This window comes from Nocardioides sp. NBC_00368 (assembly GCF_036090055.1).
GTDB lineage: Bacteria > Actinomycetota > Actinomycetes > Propionibacteriales > Nocardioidaceae > Nocardioides.
The window spans coordinates 767,800-791,726 of the sequence record NZ_CP107970.1 but is presented as its reverse complement, the minus strand read 5'-3'; the positions used below and the strand labels follow the sequence as shown (position 1 = coordinate 791,726).

Annotated in this window: 25 protein-coding genes and 1 riboswitch; of the genes, 10 read left to right on the top strand and 15 right to left on the bottom strand. The window is 70.3% G+C overall.

Annotated features, from left to right (window positions below; genetic code table 11):
- Positions 1-636, bottom strand: a complete 636-nt coding sequence (locus tag OG984_RS03665; protein ID WP_328530295.1) for a LysE family translocator — start codon at positions 634-636, stop codon at positions 1-3.
- A 123-nt stretch (positions 637-759) separates the two neighbouring features.
- Between OG984_RS03665 and OG984_RS03660 the strand changes: the two genes are divergently transcribed.
- Positions 760-1,653, top strand: a complete 894-nt coding sequence (locus tag OG984_RS03660; protein ID WP_328530294.1) for an SMP-30/gluconolactonase/LRE family protein — start codon at positions 760-762, stop codon at positions 1,651-1,653.
- Here OG984_RS03660 and OG984_RS03655 read toward each other — a convergent pair.
- From OG984_RS03655 to OG984_RS03645, 3 genes are all read right to left on the bottom strand, one after another.
- Complete coding sequence (locus OG984_RS03655) at positions 1,650-2,609, bottom strand: lipid kinase (protein ID WP_328532315.1); 960 nt, start codon at positions 2,607-2,609, stop codon at positions 1,650-1,652. The genes OG984_RS03660 and OG984_RS03655 overlap by 4 nt on opposite strands.
- A gap of 76 nt (positions 2,610-2,685) precedes the next feature.
- Positions 2,686-3,444 carry an MOSC domain-containing protein gene (locus tag OG984_RS03650; RefSeq protein WP_328530293.1) on the bottom strand — a complete coding sequence of 253 codons (759 nt, stop codon included), beginning with the start codon at positions 3,442-3,444 and terminating at the stop codon, positions 2,686-2,688.
- 8 nt (positions 3,445-3,452) lie between these two features.
- Positions 3,453-4,244, bottom strand: coding sequence for an isocitrate lyase/PEP mutase family protein (locus tag OG984_RS03645; RefSeq protein ID WP_328530292.1), 792 nt, complete (start codon positions 4,242-4,244; stop codon positions 3,453-3,455).
- A 64-nt stretch (positions 4,245-4,308) separates the two neighbouring features.
- Between OG984_RS03645 and OG984_RS03640 the strand changes: the two genes are divergently transcribed.
- A complete protein-coding gene (locus tag OG984_RS03640; RefSeq protein WP_328530291.1) occupies positions 4,309-5,214 on the top strand; it encodes a cation diffusion facilitator family transporter in 906 nt (301 codons plus the stop codon).
- Positions 5,215-5,250: 36 nt separating this feature from the next.
- Here OG984_RS03640 and OG984_RS03635 read toward each other — a convergent pair whose 3' ends face one another.
- Positions 5,251-5,934: a TetR/AcrR family transcriptional regulator gene (locus OG984_RS03635; protein ID WP_328530290.1), complete on the bottom strand. Its 684-nt coding sequence runs from the start codon at positions 5,932-5,934 to the stop codon at positions 5,251-5,253.
- A gap of 108 nt (positions 5,935-6,042) precedes the next feature.
- The gene (locus OG984_RS03630; RefSeq protein WP_328530289.1) at positions 6,043-6,357 is read right to left on the bottom strand and encodes a DMT family transporter; all 315 of its coding nucleotides are present in this window, start codon (positions 6,355-6,357) and stop codon (positions 6,043-6,045) included.
- A gap of 10 nt (positions 6,358-6,367) precedes the next feature.
- Positions 6,368-6,431, bottom strand: a riboswitch (guanidine-III (ykkC-III) riboswitch).
- A gap of 129 nt (positions 6,432-6,560) precedes the next feature.
- Here OG984_RS03630 and OG984_RS03625 point away from each other — a divergent pair.
- Both OG984_RS03625 and galK read left to right on the top strand, forming a co-directional pair.
- A complete protein-coding gene (locus tag OG984_RS03625) occupies positions 6,561-7,136 on the top strand; it encodes a LysR family substrate-binding domain-containing protein (RefSeq protein ID WP_328530288.1) in 576 nt (191 codons plus the stop codon).
- A 49-nt stretch (positions 7,137-7,185) separates the two neighbouring features.
- Positions 7,186-8,346, top strand: a complete 1,161-nt coding sequence (gene galK, locus OG984_RS03620) for a galactokinase (protein ID WP_328530287.1) — start codon at positions 7,186-7,188, stop codon at positions 8,344-8,346.
- A gap of 108 nt (positions 8,347-8,454) precedes the next feature.
- Here galK and OG984_RS03615 read toward each other — a convergent pair whose 3' ends face one another.
- The 4 genes from OG984_RS03615 to OG984_RS03600 form a co-directional block, all read right to left on the bottom strand.
- On the bottom strand, positions 8,455-9,384 hold the full coding sequence (locus OG984_RS03615; protein WP_328530286.1) for a patatin-like phospholipase family protein: 930 nt from the start codon (positions 9,382-9,384) through the stop codon (positions 8,455-8,457).
- A 74-nt stretch (positions 9,385-9,458) separates the two neighbouring features.
- A complete protein-coding gene (locus tag OG984_RS03610) occupies positions 9,459-9,980 on the bottom strand; it encodes a nucleosidase (protein ID WP_328530285.1) in 522 nt (173 codons plus the stop codon).
- 122 nt (positions 9,981-10,102) lie between these two features.
- Positions 10,103-11,317, bottom strand: coding sequence for an acyl-CoA dehydrogenase family protein (locus tag OG984_RS03605; RefSeq protein WP_328530284.1), 1,215 nt, complete (start codon positions 11,315-11,317; stop codon positions 10,103-10,105).
- Positions 11,317-12,681, bottom strand: coding sequence for an acyl-CoA dehydrogenase family protein (locus OG984_RS03600; RefSeq protein WP_328530283.1), 1,365 nt, complete (start codon positions 12,679-12,681; stop codon positions 11,317-11,319). Before OG984_RS03600 ends, OG984_RS03605 begins: the two co-directional genes overlap by 1 nt.
- Positions 12,682-12,776: 95 nt before the next feature.
- On the opposite strand from OG984_RS03600, the gene def reads away from it, so the two are divergent.
- Positions 12,777-13,391, top strand: coding sequence for a peptide deformylase (gene def / locus OG984_RS03595; protein WP_328530282.1), 615 nt, complete (start codon positions 12,777-12,779; stop codon positions 13,389-13,391).
- 12 nt (positions 13,392-13,403) lie between these two features.
- Here def and lhgO read toward each other — a convergent pair whose 3' ends face one another.
- The 3 genes from lhgO to OG984_RS03580 form a co-directional block, all read right to left on the bottom strand.
- On the bottom strand, positions 13,404-14,588 hold the full coding sequence (gene lhgO, locus OG984_RS03590) for an L-2-hydroxyglutarate oxidase (protein WP_328530281.1): 1,185 nt from the start codon (positions 14,586-14,588) through the stop codon (positions 13,404-13,406).
- On the bottom strand, positions 14,585-14,932 hold the full coding sequence (locus OG984_RS03585; protein WP_328530280.1) for a YciI family protein: 348 nt from the start codon (positions 14,930-14,932) through the stop codon (positions 14,585-14,587). The genes lhgO and OG984_RS03585 overlap by 4 nt, the downstream gene beginning before the upstream one ends.
- 110 nt (positions 14,933-15,042) lie before the next feature.
- Positions 15,043-15,942, bottom strand: a complete 900-nt coding sequence (locus OG984_RS03580; protein ID WP_328530279.1) for a patatin-like phospholipase family protein — start codon at positions 15,940-15,942, stop codon at positions 15,043-15,045.
- A gap of 227 nt (positions 15,943-16,169) precedes the next feature.
- Here OG984_RS03580 and OG984_RS03575 point away from each other — a divergent pair, with 227 nt between their 5' ends.
- A complete protein-coding gene (locus tag OG984_RS03575) occupies positions 16,170-16,859 on the top strand; it encodes a Pr6Pr family membrane protein (RefSeq protein ID WP_328530278.1) in 690 nt (229 codons plus the stop codon).
- Here the strand turns inward: OG984_RS03575 and OG984_RS03570 are convergent.
- Positions 16,856-17,830 carry a GNAT family N-acetyltransferase gene (locus tag OG984_RS03570; RefSeq protein ID WP_328530277.1) on the bottom strand — a complete coding sequence of 325 codons (975 nt, stop codon included), beginning with the start codon at positions 17,828-17,830 and terminating at the stop codon, positions 16,856-16,858. The genes OG984_RS03575 and OG984_RS03570 overlap by 4 nt on opposite strands.
- 41 nt (positions 17,831-17,871) lie before the next feature.
- Positions 17,872-18,915, bottom strand: a complete 1,044-nt coding sequence (locus OG984_RS03565; protein ID WP_328530276.1) for a LacI family DNA-binding transcriptional regulator — start codon at positions 18,913-18,915, stop codon at positions 17,872-17,874.
- 154 nt (positions 18,916-19,069) lie between these two features.
- Between OG984_RS03565 and OG984_RS03560 the strand changes: the two genes are divergently transcribed.
- The 4 genes from OG984_RS03560 to OG984_RS03545 are packed head-to-tail and all read left to right on the top strand — an operon-like array spanning position 19,070 to position 23,871.
- Positions 19,070-20,338, top strand: coding sequence for an extracellular solute-binding protein (locus OG984_RS03560; protein WP_328530275.1), 1,269 nt, complete (start codon positions 19,070-19,072; stop codon positions 20,336-20,338).
- A 33-nt stretch (positions 20,339-20,371) separates the two neighbouring features.
- Complete coding sequence (locus tag OG984_RS03555) at positions 20,372-21,370, top strand: carbohydrate ABC transporter permease (protein ID WP_328530274.1); 999 nt, start codon at positions 20,372-20,374, stop codon at positions 21,368-21,370.
- A complete protein-coding gene (locus tag OG984_RS03550; protein WP_328530273.1) occupies positions 21,354-22,244 on the top strand; it encodes a sugar ABC transporter permease in 891 nt (296 codons plus the stop codon). The genes OG984_RS03555 and OG984_RS03550 overlap by 17 nt, the downstream gene beginning before the upstream one ends.
- Positions 22,245-22,260: 16 nt before the next feature.
- Complete coding sequence (locus tag OG984_RS03545; protein ID WP_328530272.1) at positions 22,261-23,871, top strand: glycoside hydrolase family 13 protein; 1,611 nt, start codon at positions 22,261-22,263, stop codon at positions 23,869-23,871.
- Positions 23,872-23,927: the final 56 nt, after the last annotated feature.

Below are 23,927 nucleotides of genomic sequence, written 5' to 3'. Positions count from 1 at the left end.
TCAGGCCGAGGCGCGCGAGAAGCCGAGATGGATCGCGAAGCCCGTCAGCAGTCCGCCCGCCGTCCAGCGCACCCCGCGCTCGACGCGGCGGCTGCGGCGGAGCACCCCGGAGACGCGCCCGGCGAGGAGCACCCACATCGCGTTGATCGCGGTCGCGACCGCGATCTGCACCAGCCCCAGCTCGATCAGCTGCAGGCTGGTCGGCCCGTTCCCGGCCTGGACGAACTGCGGCAGCAGCGCGCCGTACATCAGCGCGATCTTCGGGTTGAGCAGGCACGTGGTCAGGCCGGTGAGGTAGAGCCTCCAGGCGGAGTGCCGCGGCAGGTCGGCGTCCGGGGTGAGCGCGTGGTTGGAGCCGCGCACCATCCCCCAGGCCAGATAGATCAGGTACGCCACCCCGGCGATCTTGATCGCGACGAAAAGCCCCGGGACCAGCGCGAACAGCAGCGCCAGACCGAGCGTGGTGGCCAAGACGTACAGCAGGAACCCGGTCACCACCCCGGCGAGCGAGACCATCCCGGCGGTACGTCCCTGGATCAGCGTCCGGGAGACCAGATACATCATGTTGGGACCTGGGGTGACGACCATCCCGAAGGCGATGGTCGCGACGGCGAGGGCAGCTGACGCGGAGATCACTCTTCGAGGCTAGGCCCAGGACCTCAGACACCCGAACGAATTTTCGTTCGCCGAGACAAACCGGGCCGGAGACGCCAGGGTGGGTCAGGAAACCTGTCACCGTCGACCGGAGGAGCCTGCGGCATGACCCGAGAGATCAGCACCATCGTGACGGACCTGCACTATCTGGAGTGCCCGCGATGGCACCAGGACCGGATCTGGTTCGTGGACTTCTACTCCTACAAGGTCTACTCGGCCCGGGAGGACGGGTCGGACCTGAAGGTGGAGGCCGAGGTGCCCGGGCAGCCCTCCGGGCTGGGCTGGCTCCCCGACGGCCATCTGCTGGTGGTGTCGATGAACGACCGCCGGATCCTGCGCCGCGAGTCCGACGGCTCGCTGGTGACCCATGCCGACCTCAGTGGCCACGTCGGCCACCACCTCAACGACATGGTCGTCGACGAGCAGGGCCGGGCGTACGTCGGCAACTTCGGCTTCGACATCATGGCCGGCGCCGACGTGGCACCGACGGTGCTGCTGCGGGTCGACCCGGACGGGACGGTGACCGAGGTCGCCGACGACCTGTGGTTCCCCAACGGCAGCGTCATCACCGACGACGGCACCCTCATCGTCGACGAGACCTGCGGCAACCGGATCAGCGCGTTCGACATCGCCGAGGACGGGTCGCTGACCAACCGGCGTACGTGGGCGAAGTTCGGCGACCTCAGCAGCCACACCGCGTTCGCCGAGGCGATGGGCGATGCCGTCCTCGCGCCCGACGGCTGCTGCCTGGACGCCGAGGGCGCGCTCTGGACCGCCGACGCGGTCTTCGGCCGGCTGGTCAGAGTCGCCGAGGGCGGCGAGATCCTCGAGCAGATCGAGCTCGACGGCGGCGTCTTCGCATGCATGCTGGGCGGCAGCGACGGGAGGACGCTGTACGCCTGCGCGGCCCCCGACTTCTTCGAGGAGCCGCGCAAGGCGAACACCGAGGCGCGGCTGCTGGCCATCCGGGTCGACGTGCCTCGGGCGGGTCGCCCCTAGCTCTGGACGTCGGGCGGCGGGCCGTCGAGCCGGCCGGCGCGGCTGCGGATCGGCACCGCGACGTGGAGCGCGTTGCTCTCGAGGGTGAAGTCGGTCGGCGTCTCGGTGAGGATCTCCCCGTCGAGGTTGACCGGCATCGCCTCGTCGGTGGTGATCCGCACCGCCGAGGTGGTCACGTGGTGCACCTGCTCGTGCTCGATGAAGTGGCCGCTCCTGAGCAGCCGGGCGATCGAGACGTGGTCGCGCATCCGGCCGCGGACGATGGCGTAGACGTCGAGCAGGTCGTCGTCGACCGAGGCCGTGGGCGAGACGGTGTTGCCGCCGCCGTAGTGGCGGCCGTTGCCGACCGCGACCTGGAGCAGGTCGTCGAGCTCCATCGTGTCGTGGTCGCCCTCGGGGAACTCCAGCCGCGCCGTGAACGGCTTGTGGTGGCGGTAGGCCTGCAGCGTCGCCACCGGGTAGGCCGCCGGCCCGATCAGCTTCTTCAGGCGCGGGTTCAGCGCCTCGGTCACCGCGACGGAGAGACCGAAGGAGGCGACGTTGAGATAGGCGTGGCCGTTGGCCCGGCCGATGTCGACGTTGATGATCTTCCCCTCGAGCATCTGCCGGACCGCGGTCTCCGGATCCTGGTCGAGCTCGAGCGTGCGGGCGAAGTCGTTGGCGGTGCCGAGCGGCAGCACGGCGAGCACGACGTCGCTGCCGGCGATCCGGGCGGCCGCGGCACCCACCGACCCGTCGCCACCGCCGATGACCAGCAGGTCGGGCTTGTCGGCAGCGACCTTGTCGAGCGTGGCCTCCAGCTCCTCCCCCGAGTGGACTGCATAGGAGTGCACGTCCTGGATCCCCGCGGACCGCAGCATCTCCTCCGAGGACGCCAGCGCGTCCTGTCCCCGGCGCGAGCCGGCGTTGACGACGAGGGCGACCTTCACGGAGTCGCGCGACAACAGCGATTGCATATCCACATCAGGAGCGTACGCACTCCACCTGAGTCCGTGCTGGCGCGTTCCTGTGCGCCGGCTATGACGGTCGTGCTCAGCCCACCACGCCGGCCGTGACGACCTCGGCGAAGACCCCGAACGCCGGCTCGCCGGCCCGGTTGAGCGGGCGGTGCGTCGCGAGCGTCTTGAGCACACGCAGGTCCCGTTCCCCCGTGTCCGGATGGATGTCGATCACGGCACAGCGCGGGATGGGTACGCCGATGCGCAGCGTCGCCCCGCCGACCCGGACCTCCCGGCCGAGCCAGGTGTCCTCGGCGTAGGGCTCGTCGGTCTCGACCACCAGGTTGGGCCGGAACCGCGCCGCGTCCAGAGCGTCCTGGCCGGTCCGTCCGGCGAGGTCACGCAGCGAGGCCGTGGTCACCACCGACACGGAGCCCGCGAAGACGACGTCCCCGCGGCGGGCGCGGGCCAGCCGGACCGGCCGGTCGAGCCACCGCGAGAACAGCTCCCCGTGGGGTCCGCCGACCAGCTCCAGCTCGACATCGCGGCCCCAGTAGTCGCAGGTGATGCTCTCCCCTGTCGCCGCCGGCTCCGCCACGGCGCTCTCCCCGTCGGGCAGCTCGACCTCGAGCCGCTCGCCCACGACCTCGGCCCGCACGGCGACCAGCGACGGGTTCTGGACGGTGCGCAGCACCCGCCCACGAGCCGGGTCCTCGGGGTCGACCGACACCAGCGCGAGCCCGCGGTCTCCCACGGCGCCCTGGGCGTCGAGGACGACCTGGTCGTACGCCAGGTGCCTGGTCCCCTTGATCGGTGCGAAGCCCGCCCGCACAACCCTCAGCTCATCGGTCACGGGGCAAGTCAACCAGCGCTGCGAAACGCCTTGGCGCCCTCGGCCGCCAGCTCGCTGTAGCCGGTGGTGCCGGCGCCGAGCAGCTCCTCCGCGGCGCGCTTGACGGCACCCAGCGCGGCGAAGGCGAACGCGCCGCCGACCGAGATGCGGGCGGCGCCCGCCTCGGCCAGCTCCGGGACCGACGGTCCTCCCGGGAGCAGCAGGACGTTGACCGGCCGGTCGACGGCATCGACCAGGCGGCGTACGTTCTCGACGGTGATCACGCCCGGCGCGAAGAGCACATCGGCGCCGGCCTCCTGGTAGGCCTGAAGGCGGGCGATGGTGTCGTCGAGATCGTCGTGACCGCGGATGTGGTTCTCCGCACGAGCGGTGAGGACGAAGCCGTCGCCGGCGGCAGCGGCGGCAGCCGCGACCCGCTCGGCGGCCTCCTCGAGGGGATAGATCGTGTCCTTGTCGAGGCCGGCGTAGTCCTCGATCGACCCGCCCGCCAGGCCGGCGCCCACGGCGAGCCGGAAGGTCTCCTCGACCTCGGCGGTGGTGGCCGCGAAGCCGGCCTCGAGGTCGGCCGAGACGGGCACCTCGACGGCCTCGACCAGCGCGGTCGCGTGGCCGATGACCTCGTCCCGGGTGACCTGGCCGTCGAGGCGGCCCAGGGTCGCGGCGTACCCGCTGCTGGTCGTGGCCAGCGCCTGGAAACCGAGCGAGGCCAGGACCTTTGCCGAGCCCGCATCCCAGGCGTTGGGCATCAGCAGCGGGCGTCCGGGCAGGTGCAGCGACAGGAAGTTCTCGGCGAGCGACATGCCGGCCACCCTGCCACGACCGCCTGGCGGGCGCACGCGAGAATCCGACCTAGACTCAGCGAACATGGGGCACGACCACGACCACATCTCTCCCGCGGCGGACCGGCGCTACCTGATCGCCGCGATGTCGCTGCTGGGTGTGTTCCTGATCGGCGAGGTGACGGTCGCGATCCTCGCCAACTCGCTCGCGCTGCTGGCCGACGCCGGCCACATGCTCACCGACGTCGGCGCGATCGCCGCGGCGCTGTGGGCGATGCGGCTGGCCGCGCGGCCGGCCCACGGCCAGTGGACCTACGGCTGGAAGCGCGCCGAGATCCTCTCCGCGGCGCTCAACGGCATCACGCTGCTCGTCTTCGCCGCGGTGGTCGGGGTGGAGGCGATCCGGCGCCTGATCGACCCGCCCGACGCCGAGGGCTGGCCGATGTTCGTCGTCGCCGTCGTCGGCTGCGTCGTCAACGTCCTCGCCGCCGCCCTGATGGCGCGCGCCAACCGCACCTCGCTCAACGTCGAGGGCGCCTACCAGCACGTCCTCTCCGACCTCTACGGCTTCATCGGCACCCTCGTCGCGGCCGTCGTCATCCTGCTCACCGGCTGGACCCGCGCGGACCCGGTGGCCTCGCTCGTGGTCGTCGCCCTGATGACGTACGCGGGTGTGCGGCTGCTCCGCGACAGCGGCCGCATCCTGCTGGAAGGTGCGCCGGCGGAGGTCGTCGTCGAGGACCTCCGCCAGCACCTGCTCGACGTCGACGACGTGGTCGACGTGCACGACCTGCACGCCTGGACCGTCACCTCGGGCCTGCCCACCGTCTCCGCCCACCTGACCCTGCGCCCGGAGTGCTTCCTCGACGGCAGTGCGCCGAAGGTTCTCGACCGGGTCCAGGCCTGCCTGGCCGGACACTTCGACGTCGAGCACTCCACCTTCCAGCTCGAGCCCGAGACCCACCTGGCCCACGAGCCGGGGATGCACTGAGCACGACCGGCTGAGGGCGGTGTCCGGCCGGCCAGGTCAGGCGCGGGCGAGTGCGGTGAGCGCCGCCTCGCGCGCCTGCTCGATCGCGTCCTCGGCGACGCCGCACAGCCTCAGGCAGGCCGAGGCGATCGTGGCGACGGTCGTGCTGCCGACCCGGTCGTCTCGGCGGAGGCTGACCACGCTCTCGACCATCTGCACGAGCAGCTCGCCGAGCCCGGGCTCGCCGCTGCTCGCCGAGACCTTCGCGCCCGCGGCCCGCTGCGCGACCCGTCCGTAGCCGGCGACCAGGTCGTCGCGGAGATGGCCGTAGCGGTCGTAGACCGGTGAGGCTATGACGTCGGGGAGCCGGTAGAGCATGCCGATGTTGTAGGGCATCGCGACCAGCGCGCTCATGTCGCTGACGGCGAGGGCGTAGAGGCCGACCTCCGGAGTGACCGACCCCATCCCGGCCTCGATCTTCCCGGCCTGCTCGACCCGGTCCTGGACCGAGCGCTCGAGCAGCACCGCGAGGATCTCCTCCTTGCTGCCGAAGTGGTAGTAGATGGAGGCCTGCCTCAGCCCGGCACCCTCCGCGATCTCGCGGGTGGTGGTGCCGGCATAGCCGCGGCCCACGAAGAGCTCCGCGGCGGCAGCGAGGATCTGATCTCGGGGGTTCGCCGCAATCTTGCCGGGAAGCAGCCGTGGACGGCCGCGACCCGGGCGCGGCGAGATCTGTGACACCGTGGCATCGCCTTTTTCTGTCGCACGATAGATAAGGTTGGAGAGGGCAAGTTTCGCACTCATATCGAAAGAGTCAAGCGCTGGGGGACGTGTCTGCCCGCAAACCGGTCAGTGCGTGAGCTTGAGGCCGACGACACAACCGACGAGCGCGATGATCAGCACGACACGTACGGGGCTGATCGCCTCCTCCCCCGCCACCATCGAGTAGCCGACGGTGAGCGCGGCGCCGATCCCGACCCACACGGCGTAGGCGGTGCCGATCGGCAGGGTGCGCATGGCCATCGCGAGCCCCACCAGGCTGCCGAGCAGGGCGATGCCGAAGACGACCGACGGGACCAGCCGCGAGAAGCCCTCGGTGCGGCCCAGGGCGAGCGCCCACACGGCCTCGAGGACGCCGGATCCAACAAGAAAAAGCCAGGACATGACCACTCCAGACGGCCGTCTTGTCGCGCCTCCGGGTACGGCTCCCTCGTCCGGCAGCCGGTCTCGGCTGACGTCTTCGACCTTAGCAAAACTGTCACTCGATAGAAACTTGAGGCTGGTAGAGAACACCGCATTCTTCTGCGCGGAATATCGGCACCGGATCCGTGGCGGGATTCTGCACAGAATGATGGGAGGATGCGACGGTGACCTTCACCGTCGGCTTCGTCACCGGAGCCACTCCCGACAAGTGGGCCCGGATCTGGCGTGACCGCAGCCGTGAGCGCCTCGAGCTGGTCCCGGTCACCGAGGAGGAGCAGGAGCGGCTGCTGCGCGCGGGCGAGCTCGACATGGCGCTTGTGCGCCTGCCGATCGACCGCGACGGGCTCCACTGCATCCCGCTCTACGAGGAGCAGCCGGTCGCGGTGATGGGCCACGAGCACCTGCTCTCCCTGCTCGAGGAGGTCACCCTCGACGACCTCGCCGAGGAGCAGCTGGTGATCCCCGAGCGCGGGGGCTGGACACCGAGCGCCGAGCAGCTGGCCTGGCCGCCGATGAGCGAGAAGGACGCGGTCGAGACGGTCGCGGCCGGCACCGGCGTGGCGATCGTGCCGATGTCGATCGCGCGGCTCTACCACCGCAAGGACGCGGTCTTCCGTCCGGTGGCCGGGATCGAGCCCACCACGGTCGGCCTGGCCTGGCTGATCGACAACGACGACGAGCGTGTACAGACCTTCATCGGCATCGTCCGTGGCCGCTCGCGCAACTCCTCACGCCACTGAGAGCACCCGGGTGAGGTCTTCCGGGGAGGGACCGGGCAGACTTTGCGGCATGCTCGAACCGACCGACCTCACCGCGCGCGCGACCGAGGCGCTGCTCACCACCTTCGGCACCGAGGCCACGGTGGTCGGGAGGGCGCCGGGCCGCGTCAACCTGATCGGCGAGCACACCGACTACAACGCCGGGCTGGTGCTGCCGGTGGCACTCCCCCACGCCACCTACGCCGCGGCCGCGCCGCGCATCGACGGGGTCATCCGGATCGCCTCGGCCCAGGAGCCGGAGCCGTTCACCGGCCACGTCGACGAGCTCGGACCTGAGATCGATGGCTGGGCCGCGTACGTCGCGGGGGTGCTGTGGACCCTGCGCGAGGCCGGACTCGTGACCGGTGGCCTGGACATGCACTTGGAGTCGTCGGTCCCGCTCGGCGCGGGCCTGTCCTCCTCGGCGTCGGTCGAGTGCGCCACCGCGATGGCGGCGCTCGGTGTCGCCGGCCGAGTGCTCGACGAGGATCTGCGACGGGCTGTCGTCGCCGCCGGGATCCGGGCCGAGACCGAGGTCGCCAACGCGCCGACCGGCGGCATGGACCAGTCGGTCGCGGTCTTCGCCGAGTCCGGGGGCGCGCTGCTGATCGACTTCGAGTCCGGCGAGCACCGCAGCGTCCCGCTGGCCCTGGGCGAGCGCACCATCCTGGTCACCGACACCCGGGTCAAGCACCAGCTCACCGATGGCGGCTACGCCTCTCGGCGCGCCCAGTGCGAGAAAGCCGCCGCCGATCTCGGGCTGCGCTCGCTGCGCGAGGCCACCCTGGAGCAGGTCGAGACCCTCGCCGACGACGTCGTACGCCGCCGGGCCCGTCACATCGTCACCGAGATCGCCCGGGTCGAGCCCACGGTGGCCGCCCTGGGCGCAGGTGACTGGACCGCGATCGGTGAGCTCTTCGCCGCCTCGCACGCCTCGATGCGCGACGACTTCGAGATCTCGGTCCCCGAGCTCGACCTGGCCGTCGCGACCGCGGTCGGCGCCGGTGCCGACGGCGCCCGGATGACCGGCGGCGGGTTCGGTGGCTCGATCGTCTCGATCCTCCCCGCTGCCGCCGTCGAGACCGTCAGCGCGGCCATCGACAAGGCCTTCGCCGAGGCCGGCTACGGCGCCCCGGGGCACCTGATCGCCAGCCCGTCGGCGGGCGCGATGTTCACCGAGGCGATGTCCTGAGCCTGTCGAAGGGTAACTCGGTGAGCTGACACTGACTTCGTGGAGTCCCACGAGGTCAGTAGCCGCTGACCGAGTTACCTCGGTCAGCATCCCGCCCGGCCCGCCGGCTCAGACCAGGCCCGCCTCGGCGAGCCTCCTGGTCGCGGTGGCGACGGCGGCGTCACGGGCGGCCCGCAACAGGTCGACGTCGGTCTCGGTGCGACCCGGGATCGGGTCACCCGCACCGGGCGCGAACGTCAGCGTGTGCACGCCGGCGTGGCTGCCGGCCCTCATCTCCGCGACCGTGCTGCGGTAGCGCTCCGGCCGGGTGCGGTAGAGGTCACCGAGCTCCGGGTTCACCCGGCGCAGGTAGCGCTCGATGACCCGGTCGGCCGGACCATAGCTGGGCGCAGTCCCGAACGGCCGGGTCACCAGCACGATCGCGTGCGTCGCCCCGAGGGCCGCCGCCGAGGCGACCGGCACCGCCTCGATCAGCCCGCCGTCGAGCCAGCGGCGGCCGCGTACGGTCACGGGGAGGCCGCCGGCCAGGGGCAGCTGGCTGGAGGCGATCACCGAGTCGGCGAGGTCGGTGGCGTCGGAGAAGTCGGTGAGCGGGACGGACTTCGCGGTCACCACGTCGGTCGCCACGGCCGCCAGACGGGGCGCGCCGTCACGCAGCGCCAGCGACCACTCGAACAGCTCCGAGGACCGGGTGGTGATCCCCCGGGTGTCCACCATCGACTTGCGCCGCAGCATCCGCCCGGCGCCGATGTACTCGGGCGAGGCGAACACCGAGGCGTACGACTCGCTGAAGGCACCGATCGTCCCCGCCGCCACCGCGGTCGCATTGGCAGCGCCGGCGGAGGTGCCGACCACCAGGTCGATCGCATCCACGAGACCGTGGTCGGCGAGCACCGAGGCCATCGTCGCCGACAGCATGCCGCGCATGCCGCCGCCCTCGATCACCAGCGCCAGGGTCGCCTCGTCACCGTTGTCCCGACCGTTCCCGCCGAGGCGGGAGCGGAGCAGCTCCGCCACTCCCGATTGCAATGCGTCCACACCTGGATTGTGGTGCTACCGGTGAGTAGGCCGTGGCATCGGGTCACTCCGACACGCCGGGACAGGGGCGCACGTCACACGTTCGCGGCGAGCCACGCTCCGAGATCGCGCGCCGAGCGGTCGACGACGTTGGCCCAGTCGAGGGCGGTCTCGTCGGCGTTGTCGGAGACGTGCTTCACGATCCGCGCCGGTACGCCGGCCTCGCGGGCCGCCCAGGCGACGGCGAAAGCCTCCATGTCGACCAGGTGGGCCCGCTGGGCGAGCTCCGCGCGTACGACGGCGTCGGTGACGAACAGGTCCCCGGTGGCGCAGACGATCTCCGACTCCCCGACCTCCAGCGCATCCTCCACGGGATGGCCGAGCGCCCGGATCGCGGCGGAGGAGAAGTCGTGGTTGAGCACCGTTCCGACCTCGTAGATCCCGGTGTGGCCGTCGCGCAGAGCGCCGCACGAACCGATGTTGACGACCTGTTGGATGGTCTTGTCGGCCGCCAGCACACGCGAGACGGCCGAGGCGGACGCCACCTTCCCCATCCCGGTGATGACCACCTTGAGCCCGGAGGGAACATGGGCCGCCTCGGCCCTCGTCGCTGACACCACAAGTACGCTCACGGCCGGTGACCCTACCGTCACCCCGAGACCCCGACGCCGAGTCGGCGCGTTAGAACGCGCCAACTCGGCGTGGATCCTGGTCAGGACGAGCCGACTCGGCCCGGGTTCTACTTGAGCTCGGCGGAGGAGAGGCCCAGGACCCGGCGAGCGACGATCAGCTGCTGGATCTGCTGGGTGCCCTCGAAGATGTCGAGGATCTTCGAGTCGCGGGCCCACTTCTCCAGCAGCTCACCCTCGGAGTAGCCGATGGTGCCGGCCAGCTCGACGCAGGACAGGGTCACGTCCGAGCCCATCCGGCCGGCCTTGGCCTTGGCCATGGAGGCTTCCTTGGAGTTGGGCTGGCGGTTGTCGGCCATCCAGGCGGCCTGGAGCATGAGGAGGTAGGCCCCCTCGTAGTCCGACTCGAGCTGGATGAACTTCGCCGCGGCCGCCGACTGTAGGTGGGCCGGGCGGTCGTAGTCGATCTCGACACCCGCCTTCCGCAGCAGGTCGCGGGTGTAGTCGAGCGCGGCGCGGGCGCAGCCGACCGCCATCGAGGCCACCAGCGGACGGGTGTTGTCGAAGGTGGCCATCGCGCCGGCGAAGCCCTCCTTGACGTTGATCTCGGGGCTCCCGAGCAGGTTCTCGGCAGGCACCCGGCAGTCGGTGAAGGTGATCGTGGCGGTGTCGGAGGCCTTGATCCCGAGCTTGTGCTCGAGACGCTCGACCTTCATCCCGGGCGTGCCCTTCTCGACCACGAACGACTTGATCGCCGCCTTGCCGAGCTCCTTGTCGAGCGTCGCCCACACCACGACCGCGTCGGAGCGGTCGCCGGAGGTGACGAAGATCTTCTCGCCGTTGAGCACGTAGTGGTCACCGTCGAGCGTGGCAGTGGTCTTGATGTTGGCCGAGTCGGAGCCGGTGCCCGGCTCGGTGATCGCCATCGCGGCCCAGACGCCGTCGAAGCGCTCGTGCTGCTCGTCGTTGGCGACCGACGCGATGGCCGAGTTGCCCAGACCCTGGCGCGGCATCGCGAGGGTGAGGCCGACGTCGCCCCAGCACATCTCCGACACGGAGATGACCGAGGACATGTTGGCGCCGTTCTTGACCTTGCCGTCGTCGGGCTTGGAGTCGCGGCGTACGCCGGTGGCGCCCGCGCCCTCACCCTGCCCCGACTCGGCCAGGCCGTCGGCCATGGCGGCGAGCATGTCGAGCTCGGTCGGGTACTCGTGCTCGGCCTTGTCGTACTTGCGCGAGATCGGTCGCAGCATGTTCATCGCGACCTGGTGGATCTGCTCGCGCAGCGGCTTGAGCTTCTTGGGGTCCTCCAGATTGATGGCCATCAGACCAGCACCGTGCCTTCCATGATCCCGATCGCACGCAGGTCGCGGTACCACCGCTCCACCGGGTGCTCCTTGACGAAGCCGTGGCCGCCGAGCAGCTGGACGCCGTCGAGGCCGATCTGCATGCCCTTGTCGGCACACAGCTTGCGAGCCAGGGCGATCTCGCGGGTCGCGTCGATACCCTGGGCCACCCGGCTGGCGGCCTTGTAGGTCACCAGGCGCATCGCCTGGAGCTCGATCGCGATGTTGGCGACCATGAACGCGACCGACTGGCGGTGGGCGATCGGCTCGCCGAACGCCTCGCGCTCCTTGACGTAGGGGGTCACGTAGTCGAGGACGGCCTGGCCGACGCCGATCGACAGCGCGCACCAGGCGAGGCGGGAGAGCCGCACGGCCTCGGTGTAGGTCGAGCCGTCGGTCTCACCGAGGACCGCGGTCGCGGGGACCTTGACGTCGGTCAGGGTCAGCTTGGTCAGCGAGGCGGCGCGTACGCCCATGGCGGGCTCGGACTCGATGCTCAGGCCCGGTGTCGAGGACTCGACGAGGAACAGGACCGGCTTGCCGTCGAGCGAGGCGCCGACCACGAAGAGCTCGGCCTCGGCGCCGCGGGCGACCAGCGACTTGGCGCCGGTGATCGTGTAGCCGTCAGCCGTCTTCGTGGCCGTGGTCGACGGGGAGAGCACGTCGAAGAGGACCTTGTCCTCGTTGAGAGCGAACGCGGCCGCGGGCACGTTGCCCTCGGTGAAGGCGGGCAGGTAGGTCTGCTGCTGCTCGTCGGTGCCCCACAGACCGAGCGCGGTCGCGACCGAGCCGGGCGCGAGCGCGGCGACGGCCAGACCGAGGTCGCCCTTGGCGAGCGCCTCGGCGACCAGGGTGCCGGCGACCGCCGAGCGGGTCTCGGAGATGCCGCCGAGCTCCTCGGGAACACCCAGGATCGGCAGCCCGATCTCCAGGCTGGACTTGAGCAGCTCGTCCGGCGCGGCGCAGGCCTCGTCGGCCTCGGCCGCCGCGGGACGCACGACCTCGGCGGCGAACTCGGTGACGACGTCGACGAGCATCTGCTCGTCCTCGCTCGGGGTCAGGTCGAAGACGCCCTGGGGGATGGCGTTGGGCACGCGCACGCCCGGAGCGCCCTGTTTGCCCTTCTTCTTGAACGCGCGGCTGGTCGCCGCCATCGTCTTGAACCCGCTGCGGGTCACCGTGAAGACGACCTGCTCGGTCTGCTTGCGGACACCGAGCCGGTCGAGCGCAGGGCTCTGCGAGAGCTTGCGCAGACCGGCCACGGCGAATCCGATCGGATCACGCGACTCGCCGGACGGGACGCCGTTCGCGATCCCGCCACGTAGGCCTTGGAGGATACTCATGGGTAGAACTGTAACTGGGAGTTACAACGCGGTCTACACTTGCCGGTGGTGATGGCGGTAACAAACCATCCAGCGCTTGTTTATAGGGTTGGCACATGGCCGACTCCTCGCTCGAATCCGCTTCGCCGCTCGCGCCCCACGGCGCCCTGCCCGAGGGCGGGAGGGTGCGGCCGATCACGCGCTGGGGCACCCCGGTCATGCACCGGCCGAAGAAGCAGGTCGAGGTCTTCGACGCCGCGCTCGCCGAGCTGGCCGCCGACATGGTCGCGACGATGTACGCCGCCGAGGGCGTGGGCCTGGCCGCCGACCAGATCGGCGAGGACGTCGCCATCTTCGTCTTCGACTGCCCCGACGCCACCGGCCGGCGCACCGTCGGCGTCGTCTGCAACCCGGTGCTGACCCTGCCCGAGGGCGACGACCGCCACCTCGACGTCGACCTCGAGGGCTGCCTCTCCTTCCCCGGCGCCTTCATCGACTGCGGGCGCCCCGACTGGGCCGCCGTCGACGGCCTCGGCCTCGACGGACAGCCGGTCCACTTCGAGGGCAACGGCCTCCTCGCCCGCTGCCTCCAGCACGAGACCGACCACACCAACGGCACCGTCTTCGGCGACCGCATCTCGGCCAAGGCCCGCAAGAAGCTCACCAAGGAGCACGACCGCGTCGCCCAGGACTACCCCGCCGACTGGCCCGCCGGCGAGCAGGTCGACTGAGCCCACAACCGGCTAGGGCATCCGGTCCACGACGTACTCGGCGATCGCCAGGCTGGAGGTCGCGGCCGGGCTCGGGGCGTTGCGCACGGACGTGATGCCGTCGGAGTGGTGGATGACGAAGTCGTCGACCAGCGAGCCGTCGCGCTCGACGGCCTGGGCCCGCAGCCCGAGGCCCGCCCGCTCGACGTCCGCTGCGCCGATCTCGGGCACGTAGCGCTGCGCCTCGCGCATGTAGGCCTGCGTGGACAGTACGCCGCGAAGCTCCGTGAAGCCGGTGCGCCAGTGCTCGGCGGCGAACCGCCAGAACCCGGGCCACGCCAGCGTGTCGACCAGGTCGCGCGGTGTCAGCGACGCGCGGCCGTAGCGCCGGCGGCTGAGCGCCAGGAAGGCATTGGGACCGACCTCGAGTCCACCGCCGACGCGGCGGGTGAAGTGCACGCCGAGGAACGGGTAGCGCGGGTCGGGAACGGGATAGACCATACCGCGGACGAGATCCTGCTTCGCCTCGCTGACCTGCATGTACTCACCGCGGAACGGGATGATCCGAGGCGCCTTCGGCCCGCCGGTCAGCTCGCCGAGCCGGTCGGACTCCAGGCCGCCGCAGACGACCAGGTGGTCGACCCGGGTCCGGCCGGTGGGAGTCGCCACCTCGATGCCGCCGGGGACGCGGTGGATGCCGGTGACCTCCTCGCCGAGGCGTACCTCTCCCCCGGCCTCGGTGATGCTGCGGCCGAGGGCCTCGGTCACAGCGACGTAGTCGGTGATCGCAGTCCGGGGCGAGTGCAGGGCGGCCAGGCCCGCGGCGTACGGCTCGATCTCCTTCATCTCCTCGGGGCCGACCCGTCTCAGGCCGGGCACGCCGTTCTCGGTGGCCGTCTTCTCCAGCGCGTCGAAGCGGCCCATCTCCGACTCCGCCACCGCGACGACGAGCTTGCCGCACTCCTCGAGCGGGATCCGGTGCTCGGCCGCGAACTCCTTGAGCAGATCGCGGCCGCGGGTGCAGAGCTGGGCCTTGAGGCTGCCGGGCCGGTAGTAGATGCCGGCGTGGACCACGCCGGAGTTGTGGCCGGTCTGATGAGCACCGAGGGTGCGCTCCTTCTCGAAGACGATCACCGTCTCGGCGGGGCGGCGGCGCAGGATCTCCCGCGCCACCGCCATTCCGACGATCCCGCCGCCGACGACCCCGGTCGTCGTCAACGCGCCTCAGCCCCGGCGAGCAGCTCGCGGACCTGCATGGTGGCACGGCATGCCGCGGCACACTTCCCGGCCCACATCAGGGCGTCCTCGAGCGTGTCCACGTCGACGATGATGAAGCCGCCGAGGTGCTCCTTGCTCTCCGGGTAGGGACCGTCGGTGACCACGCCGGCCTCGTCGACGGTCCAGGCGTCCTCGAGACCGCCCTTGATCCCACCACCGAAGACGAAGACACCGGCCTCGACGGCCTCGCGGGTCATCGCCGAGGACGCTTCGGCGATGTCGGCCACCTCCTCGTCGTGGAAGTCGACCGCCTCGTCGCGGAACGAGATCAGATACTTGGTCATCGACAACCTCCTGTTTTCGGGCAGCGCTCGTCGCCACCCCTCACTCGCTCCACGAACGGGTCCGGCCGCTTTCGACAGCTCCTCGGGAAGAACGTACGCCGCGGCTGCCCTCATCGCCTCCAGAACTCGGCTAACTTCTCGGCAAGGCGAAAGCCCTGGCGCTGGCCGGCCCGAGCCGCGGGCGGTCGGGTCGCCGGGTTCATCATGTTGTCGCCGAAGGCCTCGCGCGAGCCGGTGTCGGGGAGGATCACCTCCACCCCGCTGCCGCCCGCGCGCAGCTCGTCGACCTGTGCGGAGAGGTCGCTGCGCCATCCCGCCGGATGCCGCGTCCGGCCACCCAGGGGCGAGAGCACGAGCACGCGCTCGTATCCCGCCGCCAGGTCGGCGTTCTCGCTCGAGCGACGGTAGCCACCGTCGATGTAGTGATGCCCGTCGATCGCGTACGCAGGGCCGCCCGCGCAGCTGGCGGCCACGGCGTCGACCAGGTCGACGCCGCTGTCGCGACCGAGCTCGACGGGCTCACCGGTGTCGGCGTCCACGACGGTGAGGAGAACGTGGCTCTCCGGCCAGCGCGGGCTCGGCAGCCGGGCCGCGACGGTCTCGCGCCAGCGCTCCCGCCCGGCCGCACCCGAGGCCTCGGCGAGCTCGATCGCGTCCGCGCCGATCCGGCGCCGCATGTCGGGCAGGTCGGCCGATGCCGCGATGATGGCCTCGGTCCGCTCGAGGTGGGCCCAGGAGATGGGGCCACGCTGCCCTGTCGTGGCCTGGGGAATCGGCGCCGAGAGGACGGCGGCCAGCAGGTCGGACGGGCTCGCGCCACCGAGCTGGGCCGCGGCCGTCGCGCCGGCCGAGGTGCCGATGACCAGGTCGGCCCTGGTCACATCCAGCCCGCCGTCGAGCAGGCCGGCGACGACGCCGATCAGCCAGGCGTTGCCTGCCGACCCGCCACCGCCGAGGACCAGCGCACTCTTGCCGGTGAAGGCTGGTCGCGAAGAAGAGGTCGTGTTCATGGGAGTCGCCTTTCGAAGCGTTTCCGCAGGCGCTCCCGGTGGCCGGCCCGGATCTGGGCTCAGCCGCGCGATCGTGGGCGGCGGGGAGCACCCGCTGTGGACGTTGCGTACACGGGACTCACCTCCTGCCGTCGGATCACGATCGCGACGAAACTAGCACGGAGACACGACCTGGCTCACCCCGAATCAGCACCACGATCGGCCCGCCTCGGCCTTACGGTGAGTTCGTGACGAAGACCTGGTCGATCCTGCGCCTGGCGACGGCCGCGCTCATCCTCGCGGCCGTCCTGGCCGAGTTCCGCAACGCCCTGCGTACGGTGCCCGCGGAAGGCTCCAGCACGGCGACGGTCCTGGTGAACTTCTTCAGCTACTTCACGATCGAGTCGAACCTCTTCGCCGTGGCTGCGCTCGTCGCCGGCGCGGTCTGGGCCCTGACCCGGTCCGGTCAGGAGCCGGTGTGGATCGCCGTGCTGCTCGCCGCGGCGACGACGTTCATGACCATCACCGGGATCGTCTACAACCTGCTGCTGCGCGGGATCGCGCTGGCCGCGACGCCGTGGGCCAACGAGGTGCTGCACCTCATCGGACCGATCTTCCTCGTCGCCGACCTGCTCTTCGCTCCCCCGCGCCGGCGGCTGCCGTGGCGCACGATCGCGGTCGTCATCTCGTGGCCGATCGCCTGGGTGGTCTACACGCTGGTGCGCGGCGAGCTCGTGGTCTCCCCGCTCACCGGGGACGGATGGTGGTATCCCTACCCGTTCCTCAACCCGCACGTCCAGGACGGCTATCTCGTCGTCGCCTTCTACGTCGCCGGAATCGCCGCGGCCTTCACCCTGGTCGCGTGGGGCGTTGTCAGCGTCGGGCGCCGGCGCGACATCGCCGCGCTCGAGCCTTCCACCACTGAGGCGATGCCCTAGCGGTTGCGGATCATCCAGCGCTCGGGCGCGGGCAGCGGCTCCCAGCCGTACTTCGAGTAGAGCTCGTGGGCGTCCTCGGTGGCGAGCAGCGTGCGGCGGATCCGGTAGGGCTCGAGATCGGCGACGACGCCCTCGATCAGCAGCTTGCCGATCCCCTGGCCGCGTACGCCCGGGTCGACGATCACGTCGCACAGCCAGGCGAAGGCCGCGAAGTCGCTGACCACACGGGCGAAGGCGACCTGGTTGCCCGCCGCGTCGTAGACGCCGTAGCAGCGTGACCCCTTGTTGGCCGCGTCCTGAACCTCCCGCGTGCGGTCGCTCGCCCAGTAGGACTGGGAGAGCATCCGGTGCACCCAGTCGGGGTCGATCCGGCTCTGCTCGGCGGAGAAGGAGTACGCCGCCGGCTCCTCGATCGCGGGCGGCTCGGAGCTCAGCAGGCCGAGCAGGTCGTCCGGCTCCTCAGGCTCGGGTCGCGCGACCTGCGGAGCGATCGCGGGCGCCTCGACGGCACCCGCGAAGCCCGGGCCCGGGTCCGGCGCACTTCCCGCCTGATAGGCCAGCGCGGCGCCGTTCGCGAGCCGGTCGGCGGCCTCGTTGAGCGGGTGTCCGGAGTGGCCCTTGATCCACTCGAAACGTACGTTGCGGCCCTGCATCGCCGCGTCGAGCTCCTTCATGATCTCGACGTTGAGGACGGGCTTGCCGTCGGCCTTCTTCCAGCCCTTGCGCTTCCAGCCCGCCATCCACTTGGTGACCGAGTTGATGACGTACTTGGAGTCGCAGTAGATGAGCAGGGGCTCGCCGGTGTGGGCGGTCTGCTGCAGCAGGTCGAGGACGGCGGTCAGCTCGCCCTGGTTGTTGGTGCCGTGGGGCCATCCGCCGCACGCCCAGGTGGACTCGTCCACGTACCAACCCCACCCCGCGGGACCCGGGTTTCCGAGCGCCGAACCGTCAGCAGCAGCCACAATCGTCACGCGCCCATCCTGCCAGCCGCGTGCCGGCTCCTCCCGACAGGTCAGGGGTTGACGCGCGGGCCGGACGCGGTGGAGCCGCGAACGACCAGCTCGGGGTGGAAGACGAACTCCGAGTGGGGTGCGCCGGTGCCGGCGATCTCGTCGAGGATGGCGCGCACCGCGGCCTGGCCCATCGCGGGGACGGGCTTGCGCACCGTGGTCAGCGGCGGGTCGGTGAAGGCGATGAGCTGGGAGTCGTCGTAGCCCACGATGGAGATGTCCTCGGGGACCTGCAGGCCGCGCGAGCGGGCCGCGCGGATGGCGCCGAGCGCCATCATGTCGCTGGCGCAGACGATCGCGGTGAAGCCCTCGTCCAGGAGTGCGGAGGCCGCGGCCTGGCCGCCCTCGAGGGTGAAGAGCGAGTCGCGGATGTGGCCCTTCTCGACCTCCTCGGCGCTGAGGCCGAAGCGCTCGACCATGGTCGCCACGAAGCCCTCGATCTTGCGCTGGACCGGCACGAAGCGGCGGGGGCCGACGGCCAGGCCGATCTTGGTGTGGCCGAGCGTGGCCAGGTGGGTGACCGCCAGCTGCATCGCCTCACGGTCGTCGGGCGAGATGAACGGAGCCTTGATGTCGGGGCTGAAACCGTCGAGGAGGACGTAGGGGACGCCCTGGGCGCGGAGCTTCTCGTAGCGGGTCATGTCCGCGGTGGTGTCCGCGTGCAGACCGGAGACGAAGATGATCCCGGTGACGCCGCGATCGACCAGCATCTCGGTGAGCTCGTCCTCGGTCGAGCCACCGGGGGTCTGGGTCGCGAGCACCGGGGTGTAGCCCTGCCGGGTCAGCCCCTGCGCGATGACCTGCGCGAGCGCCGGGAAGATCGGGTTGTCGAGCTCGGGCGTGATCAGCCCGACCAGGCCCTCGCTGCGCTGGCGCAGCTTCACCGGGCGCTCGTAGCCGTGGACGTCGATCGCCGCCAGCACCGCCTCGCGCGTCGCCGCGGCGACCCCCGGCTTACCGTTGAGGACGCGACTGACCGTCGCCTCACTGACGCCCGCATGGGCCGCGATGTCAGCAAGACGGGCGGAGGCTGGTGTTATGGGCACGGTCACATCATGCCCCCTCACCACATGCCCTGCAAGAACTTTCAGCAAGTTTGCAACTTTTGCTGAAAGGCTCTTACATTCTCCTCGACGCAGGGTTACCTTCGTCACACCACCGGGCGGCTTCCTCGCCCGGCCCCATATCGAAGGAGAACTCATGCGACGTGGCATCGTGGCCACCGCAGTGGCGGCATCGCTCGTCCTCGCGGCAACGGCATGTGGCGGTAGCAGCGGCGACAGCAGCGACGGCCCGGTCACCATCACCTGGTGGGACACCTCGAACGCAACCAACGAGGCCCCGACCTACAAGGCCCTCGTCAAGGACTTCGAGAAGGCCAACCCGGACATCAAGGTCAAGTACGTCAACGTGCCGTTCGACCAGGCGCAGAACAAGTTCGACACCGCGGCCGGTGCCAGCGGCGCCCCCGACGTCCTCCGCGCCGAGGTCGGCTGGACCCCGGCGTTCGCGCAGAAGGGCTTCCTCGCTCCCCTCGACGACACCGAGGCGCTCGAGGAGAAGGACGCCTTCCAGCCCAACCTGATCAAGCAGGCCGAGTTCGACGGCAAGACCTACGGCGTGCCGTTCGTCACCGACACCCTGGCGCTGGTCTACAACAAGGCGCTCTTCGAGAAGGCCGGCATCACCGAGGCGCCCGCGACCTGGGACGACCTCAAGAAGGACGCCGCGACGGTCAAGGCCAAGACCGGCGTCGACGGCTACTGGGGCTCGACCTCGGCCTACTACGCCACCCCGTTCCTCTACGGCGAGGGCACCAACATGGTCGACGCCGAGGCCAAGAAGATCACCATCACCTCCCCGGAGGCCAAGAAGGGCCTGACCACCTGGCAGGGTCTGTTCAACGGTGAGGGCCTGCACAAGGCGGACACGACCGCCGACGCGTACGCCCACATCCAGGACGCCTTCGTCAACGGCAAGGTCGCCGCGATCATCCAGGGTCCCTGGGAGATCACGAACTTCTACAAGGGCTCGGCGTTCCAGGACAAGAACAACCTCGGCATCGCGACCGTGCCGGCCGGCTCGACCGGCGAGGCGGGCGCCCCGACCGGCGGTCACAACCTGTCGATCTACGCCGGCTCGGACGAGGCGCACCAGGAAGCCTCCGCGAAGTTCGTGAAGTTCATGACCTCCGCGAAGAGCCAGGAGCAGATCGCGCTGAAGAACTCCACGCTCCCGACCCGCGACGACGCCTACACCGACGAGGTCAAGGCCGACCCGGGCATCGCCGGTTTCCAGACGGTGCTCCCGGCCGCCCAGCCGCGACCCGAGCTGCCGGAGTACTCCTCGCTGTGGGGTCCGATGGACCAGGAGCTCCCGAAGATCGCCTCCGGCGCCGAGACCCTCGACAAGGGCCTGGCCACGCTGGACACGGCCTTCGCCGACCTGCTGCCCGACTTCTCGAAATAGCACTGTTCCGACCGACTACGTCGAAGTGAGCCGATGACTCTGACAGCACCAGCGCCCGCCGCCGAGACCCCGCGGTCTCGGCGGCGGGCGCCCCGCCCCGTCCAGCGCGTGCGCGACTCCTACCGCCGCTACTGGTACGCCTACGCGATGGTCGCGCCCGTCGTGATCGTCCTCGGCGTGCTGGTCGGCTACCCGCTCGCGCGCGGCTTCTACCTGACCCTGACCGACGCCAACAGCCTCAACTCGGCACGCACCATCGGCGTCAACACGATCGATGCGACGTACAAGTTCATCGGTCTGGACAACTACGCCGAGATCCTGTGGGGCCCGGCGGCCTACGACCGCTTCTGGTCCCACTTCGTCTGGACGATCGTCTGGACCGTCACCTGTGTCGTCCTGCACTACGTGATCGGCCTCGGGCTGGCGATGCTGCTCAACCAGCGGCTGCGCGGGCGCGTGGCGTACCGGCTGCTGCTGATCCTGCCCTGGGCGGTGCCGACCTTCGTCACCGTCTTCGCCTGGCGGATCATGCTGGCCGACGCAGGCGTCATCAACTCGATGCTCGACACGATCGGGCTCGCCTCGCCGAGCTGGCTCGAGGACCCGACCTGGCAGCGTACGGCCGCGATCATGGTCAACACCTGGTGCGGCGTGCCGTTCATGATGCTCTCCCTGCTCGGCGGGCTGCAGTCGATCGACGAGAACCTCTACGAGGCCGCCGAGATCGACGGCGCGAGCGCCTGGCAGCGGTTCCGGCACGTCACGCTTCCCGGGCTGTCCTCGGTGAGCTCGACCGTCGTGCTGCTCGGGGTGATCTGGACCTTCAACCAGTTCGCGATCATCTTCCTGCTCTTCGGCAACACCGCGCCGGACGCGCAGATCCTGGTCACCTGGGCCTACCGACTCGGCTTCGGGCAGCAGCCTCGCGACTTCGCGATGTCCGCAGCGTACGGCGTCCTGCTGCTCGCGATCCTGATCGTCTTCACGTCCTTCTACTACCGGTGGTTGAAACGCAATGACCAGCTCGCCTAGCACCCACGCGCCCAGCAGCGCGCCCAAGAAACGGCAGAGCCGTCGCGGCGACCTCGGCCCGGTCGCGCAGATGGGCACGCACGTCACGCTCGCCGTGGCGTCGCTGATCGCGCTGTTCCCGATCGTCTGGCTCGTCTACCTGTCCCTGGGACCCGACAAGGACGACTACCTCCACCCCGGCGGGATCTTCGCGAAGGCGACGCTGGACAACTACTCGTTCGTGCTGACCAACACCGAGTTCTTCAACTGGCTGTGGTCGACCCTGGTGGTCGCGGGCGGCACGACCCTGTTCGGGGTGATGTCGGCGGCGACGACCGGCTACGCGGTCTCCCGGATGCGGTTTCCCGGCCACCGCTCGCTGATGTGGGTGCTGCTGCTGACGCAGGCGTTCCCGATCGCGGTGCTGATCGTGCCGATGTACGAGATCTTCTCCCAGCTGCGTCTGGTGGACTCGCACCTCGGTCTGATCCTGGTCAACTGCACCACGATCGTCCCCTACTGCTCCTGGCTGCTGAAGGGCTACTTCGACACCATCCCGGTCGAGCTCGACGAGGCCGGCATGATCGACGGGCTCACCCCGTTCGGTACGTTCTGGCGGCTCATCCTGCCGCTGGCCCGTCCCGGCCTCGCGGTGGCCGCGTTCTACGCCTTCATCACCGCCTTCGCCGAGGTCGCCTTCGCCTCGACGTTCCTGCTCGACGACTCGAAGTACACCTTCGCGGTCGGCCTGCAGAGCTTCATCAGCGAGCACGACGCGCAGTGGAACCTGATGGCCGCCACCGCCGTCCTCATCGCCATCCCGGTCACCATCTTCTTCTACCTCGTCCAACGACACGTCGTCACCGGTCTGACCGCCGGCGGCGTCAAGGGCTGAAAGGTTCTTCTCTCTCATGAACTCCGAATGGTGGCGTGACGCCGTCATCTACCAGGTCTACCCGCGCAGCTTCGCCGACAGCGACGGCGACGGCACCGGTGACCTTCCCGGGATTCGGTCACGGCTCCCCTACCTCCGCTCGCTGGGCGTGGATGCGGTGTGGCTGAGCCCGTTCTACGCCTCGCCGCAGGCCGACGGGGGCTATGACGTCTCCGACTACCGTGCGGTCGACCCTCGGTACGGGACGCTGGACGACGCTCGCGCGCTGATCTCTGCTGCCCATGAGCTGGGGCTCAAGATCATCGCCGACATCGTCCCCAACCACTCCTCCGACCAGCACGAATGGTTCCAGCAGGCGCTGGCCGAGGGGCCTGGGTCGCCGATGCGCTCGCGCTACCACTTCCTGCCCGGACGCGGGCCGGACGGCTCGGAGCCACCGAATGACTGGGACTCGATCTTCGGCGGTCCGGCGTGGACCCGGGTGCCCGACGGTGAGTGGTATCTCCACCTCTTCGCCCCCGAGCAGCCCGACTTCAACTGGAACTCCCCCGAGGTCGCCGCGGAGTTCCTGGACATCCTGCGGTTCTGGCTCGACCTCGGCATCGACGGCTTCCGCATCGACGTCGCCCACGGCCTCGTCAAGGCCGAGGGCCTGCCGTCCATCGGCCACTCCGACCAGCTCCACCTGCTCGGCAACGACGTGATGCCCTTCTTCGACCAGGACGGCGTCCACGAGATCTACCGCTCCTGGCGGCGGGTCCTGGCGGACTACCCGGGGCGGATCTTCGTCGCCGAGGCCTGGACGCCGACCGTGGCACGATCGGCCAACTACGTACGCCCCGACGAGCTGCACCAGGCGTTCAACTTCGAGTACCTCGACACCGCCTGGGACGCCGCGGCGCTGCGCAAGGTCATCGACAGCTCCCTGGACGCGATGCGTCCGGTCGGCGCTCCGGCGACCTGGGTGCTGTCCAACCACGACGTCACCCGGCACGCCACCCGCTTCGCCAACCCTCCGGGGTCGGGGACTCAGATCCGGACTGCGGGCGACCGCTCGCTCGGGCTGCGGCGGGCGCGCGCGGCGACCCTCCTGATGCTCGCGCTTCCGGGATCGGCGTACGTCTACCAGGGCGAGGAGCTCGGCCTCCCCGACGTCACCGACCTGCCCGACGAGGTCCGCCAGGACCCGTCCTTCCACCGCGCCAACGGCCAGGACGGCTTCCGCGACGGCTGCCGCGTGCCGCTGCCGTGGACCCGGTCGGGTTCGTCCTACGGCTTCGGCGAGGGCGGCTCCTGGCTGCCCCAGCCGTCGTCTTGGGGTGAGATGAGCGTCGAGGCCCAGACCGGCGTGGAGGGTTCGACCCTCGAGCTCTACCGCTCGGCGCTGAAGATCCGTCGCGAGGTCTCCGGCCTCGGCGCCGGCGACGCGGTCACCTGGCACGACGAAGCCCCCGCCGGGGTCCTCTGGTTCGAGCGCTCTGGTTTCGCGTGCACCGTCAACACCACCAAGGAGCCCGTACGCATCGCCGCCCCCGGCGACGTACTCCTCTCCTCCTCGGGGCCGGTGACGGTGAGCGACGGTTCGGTCGACCTCCCCGGCGACACGACGGTCTGGTGGAAGATCTAGCCGAGGCGTCAGCCCGGTCGGCCGAGTTGGCAGCGTGGTGCCAACTCGGCCGACGC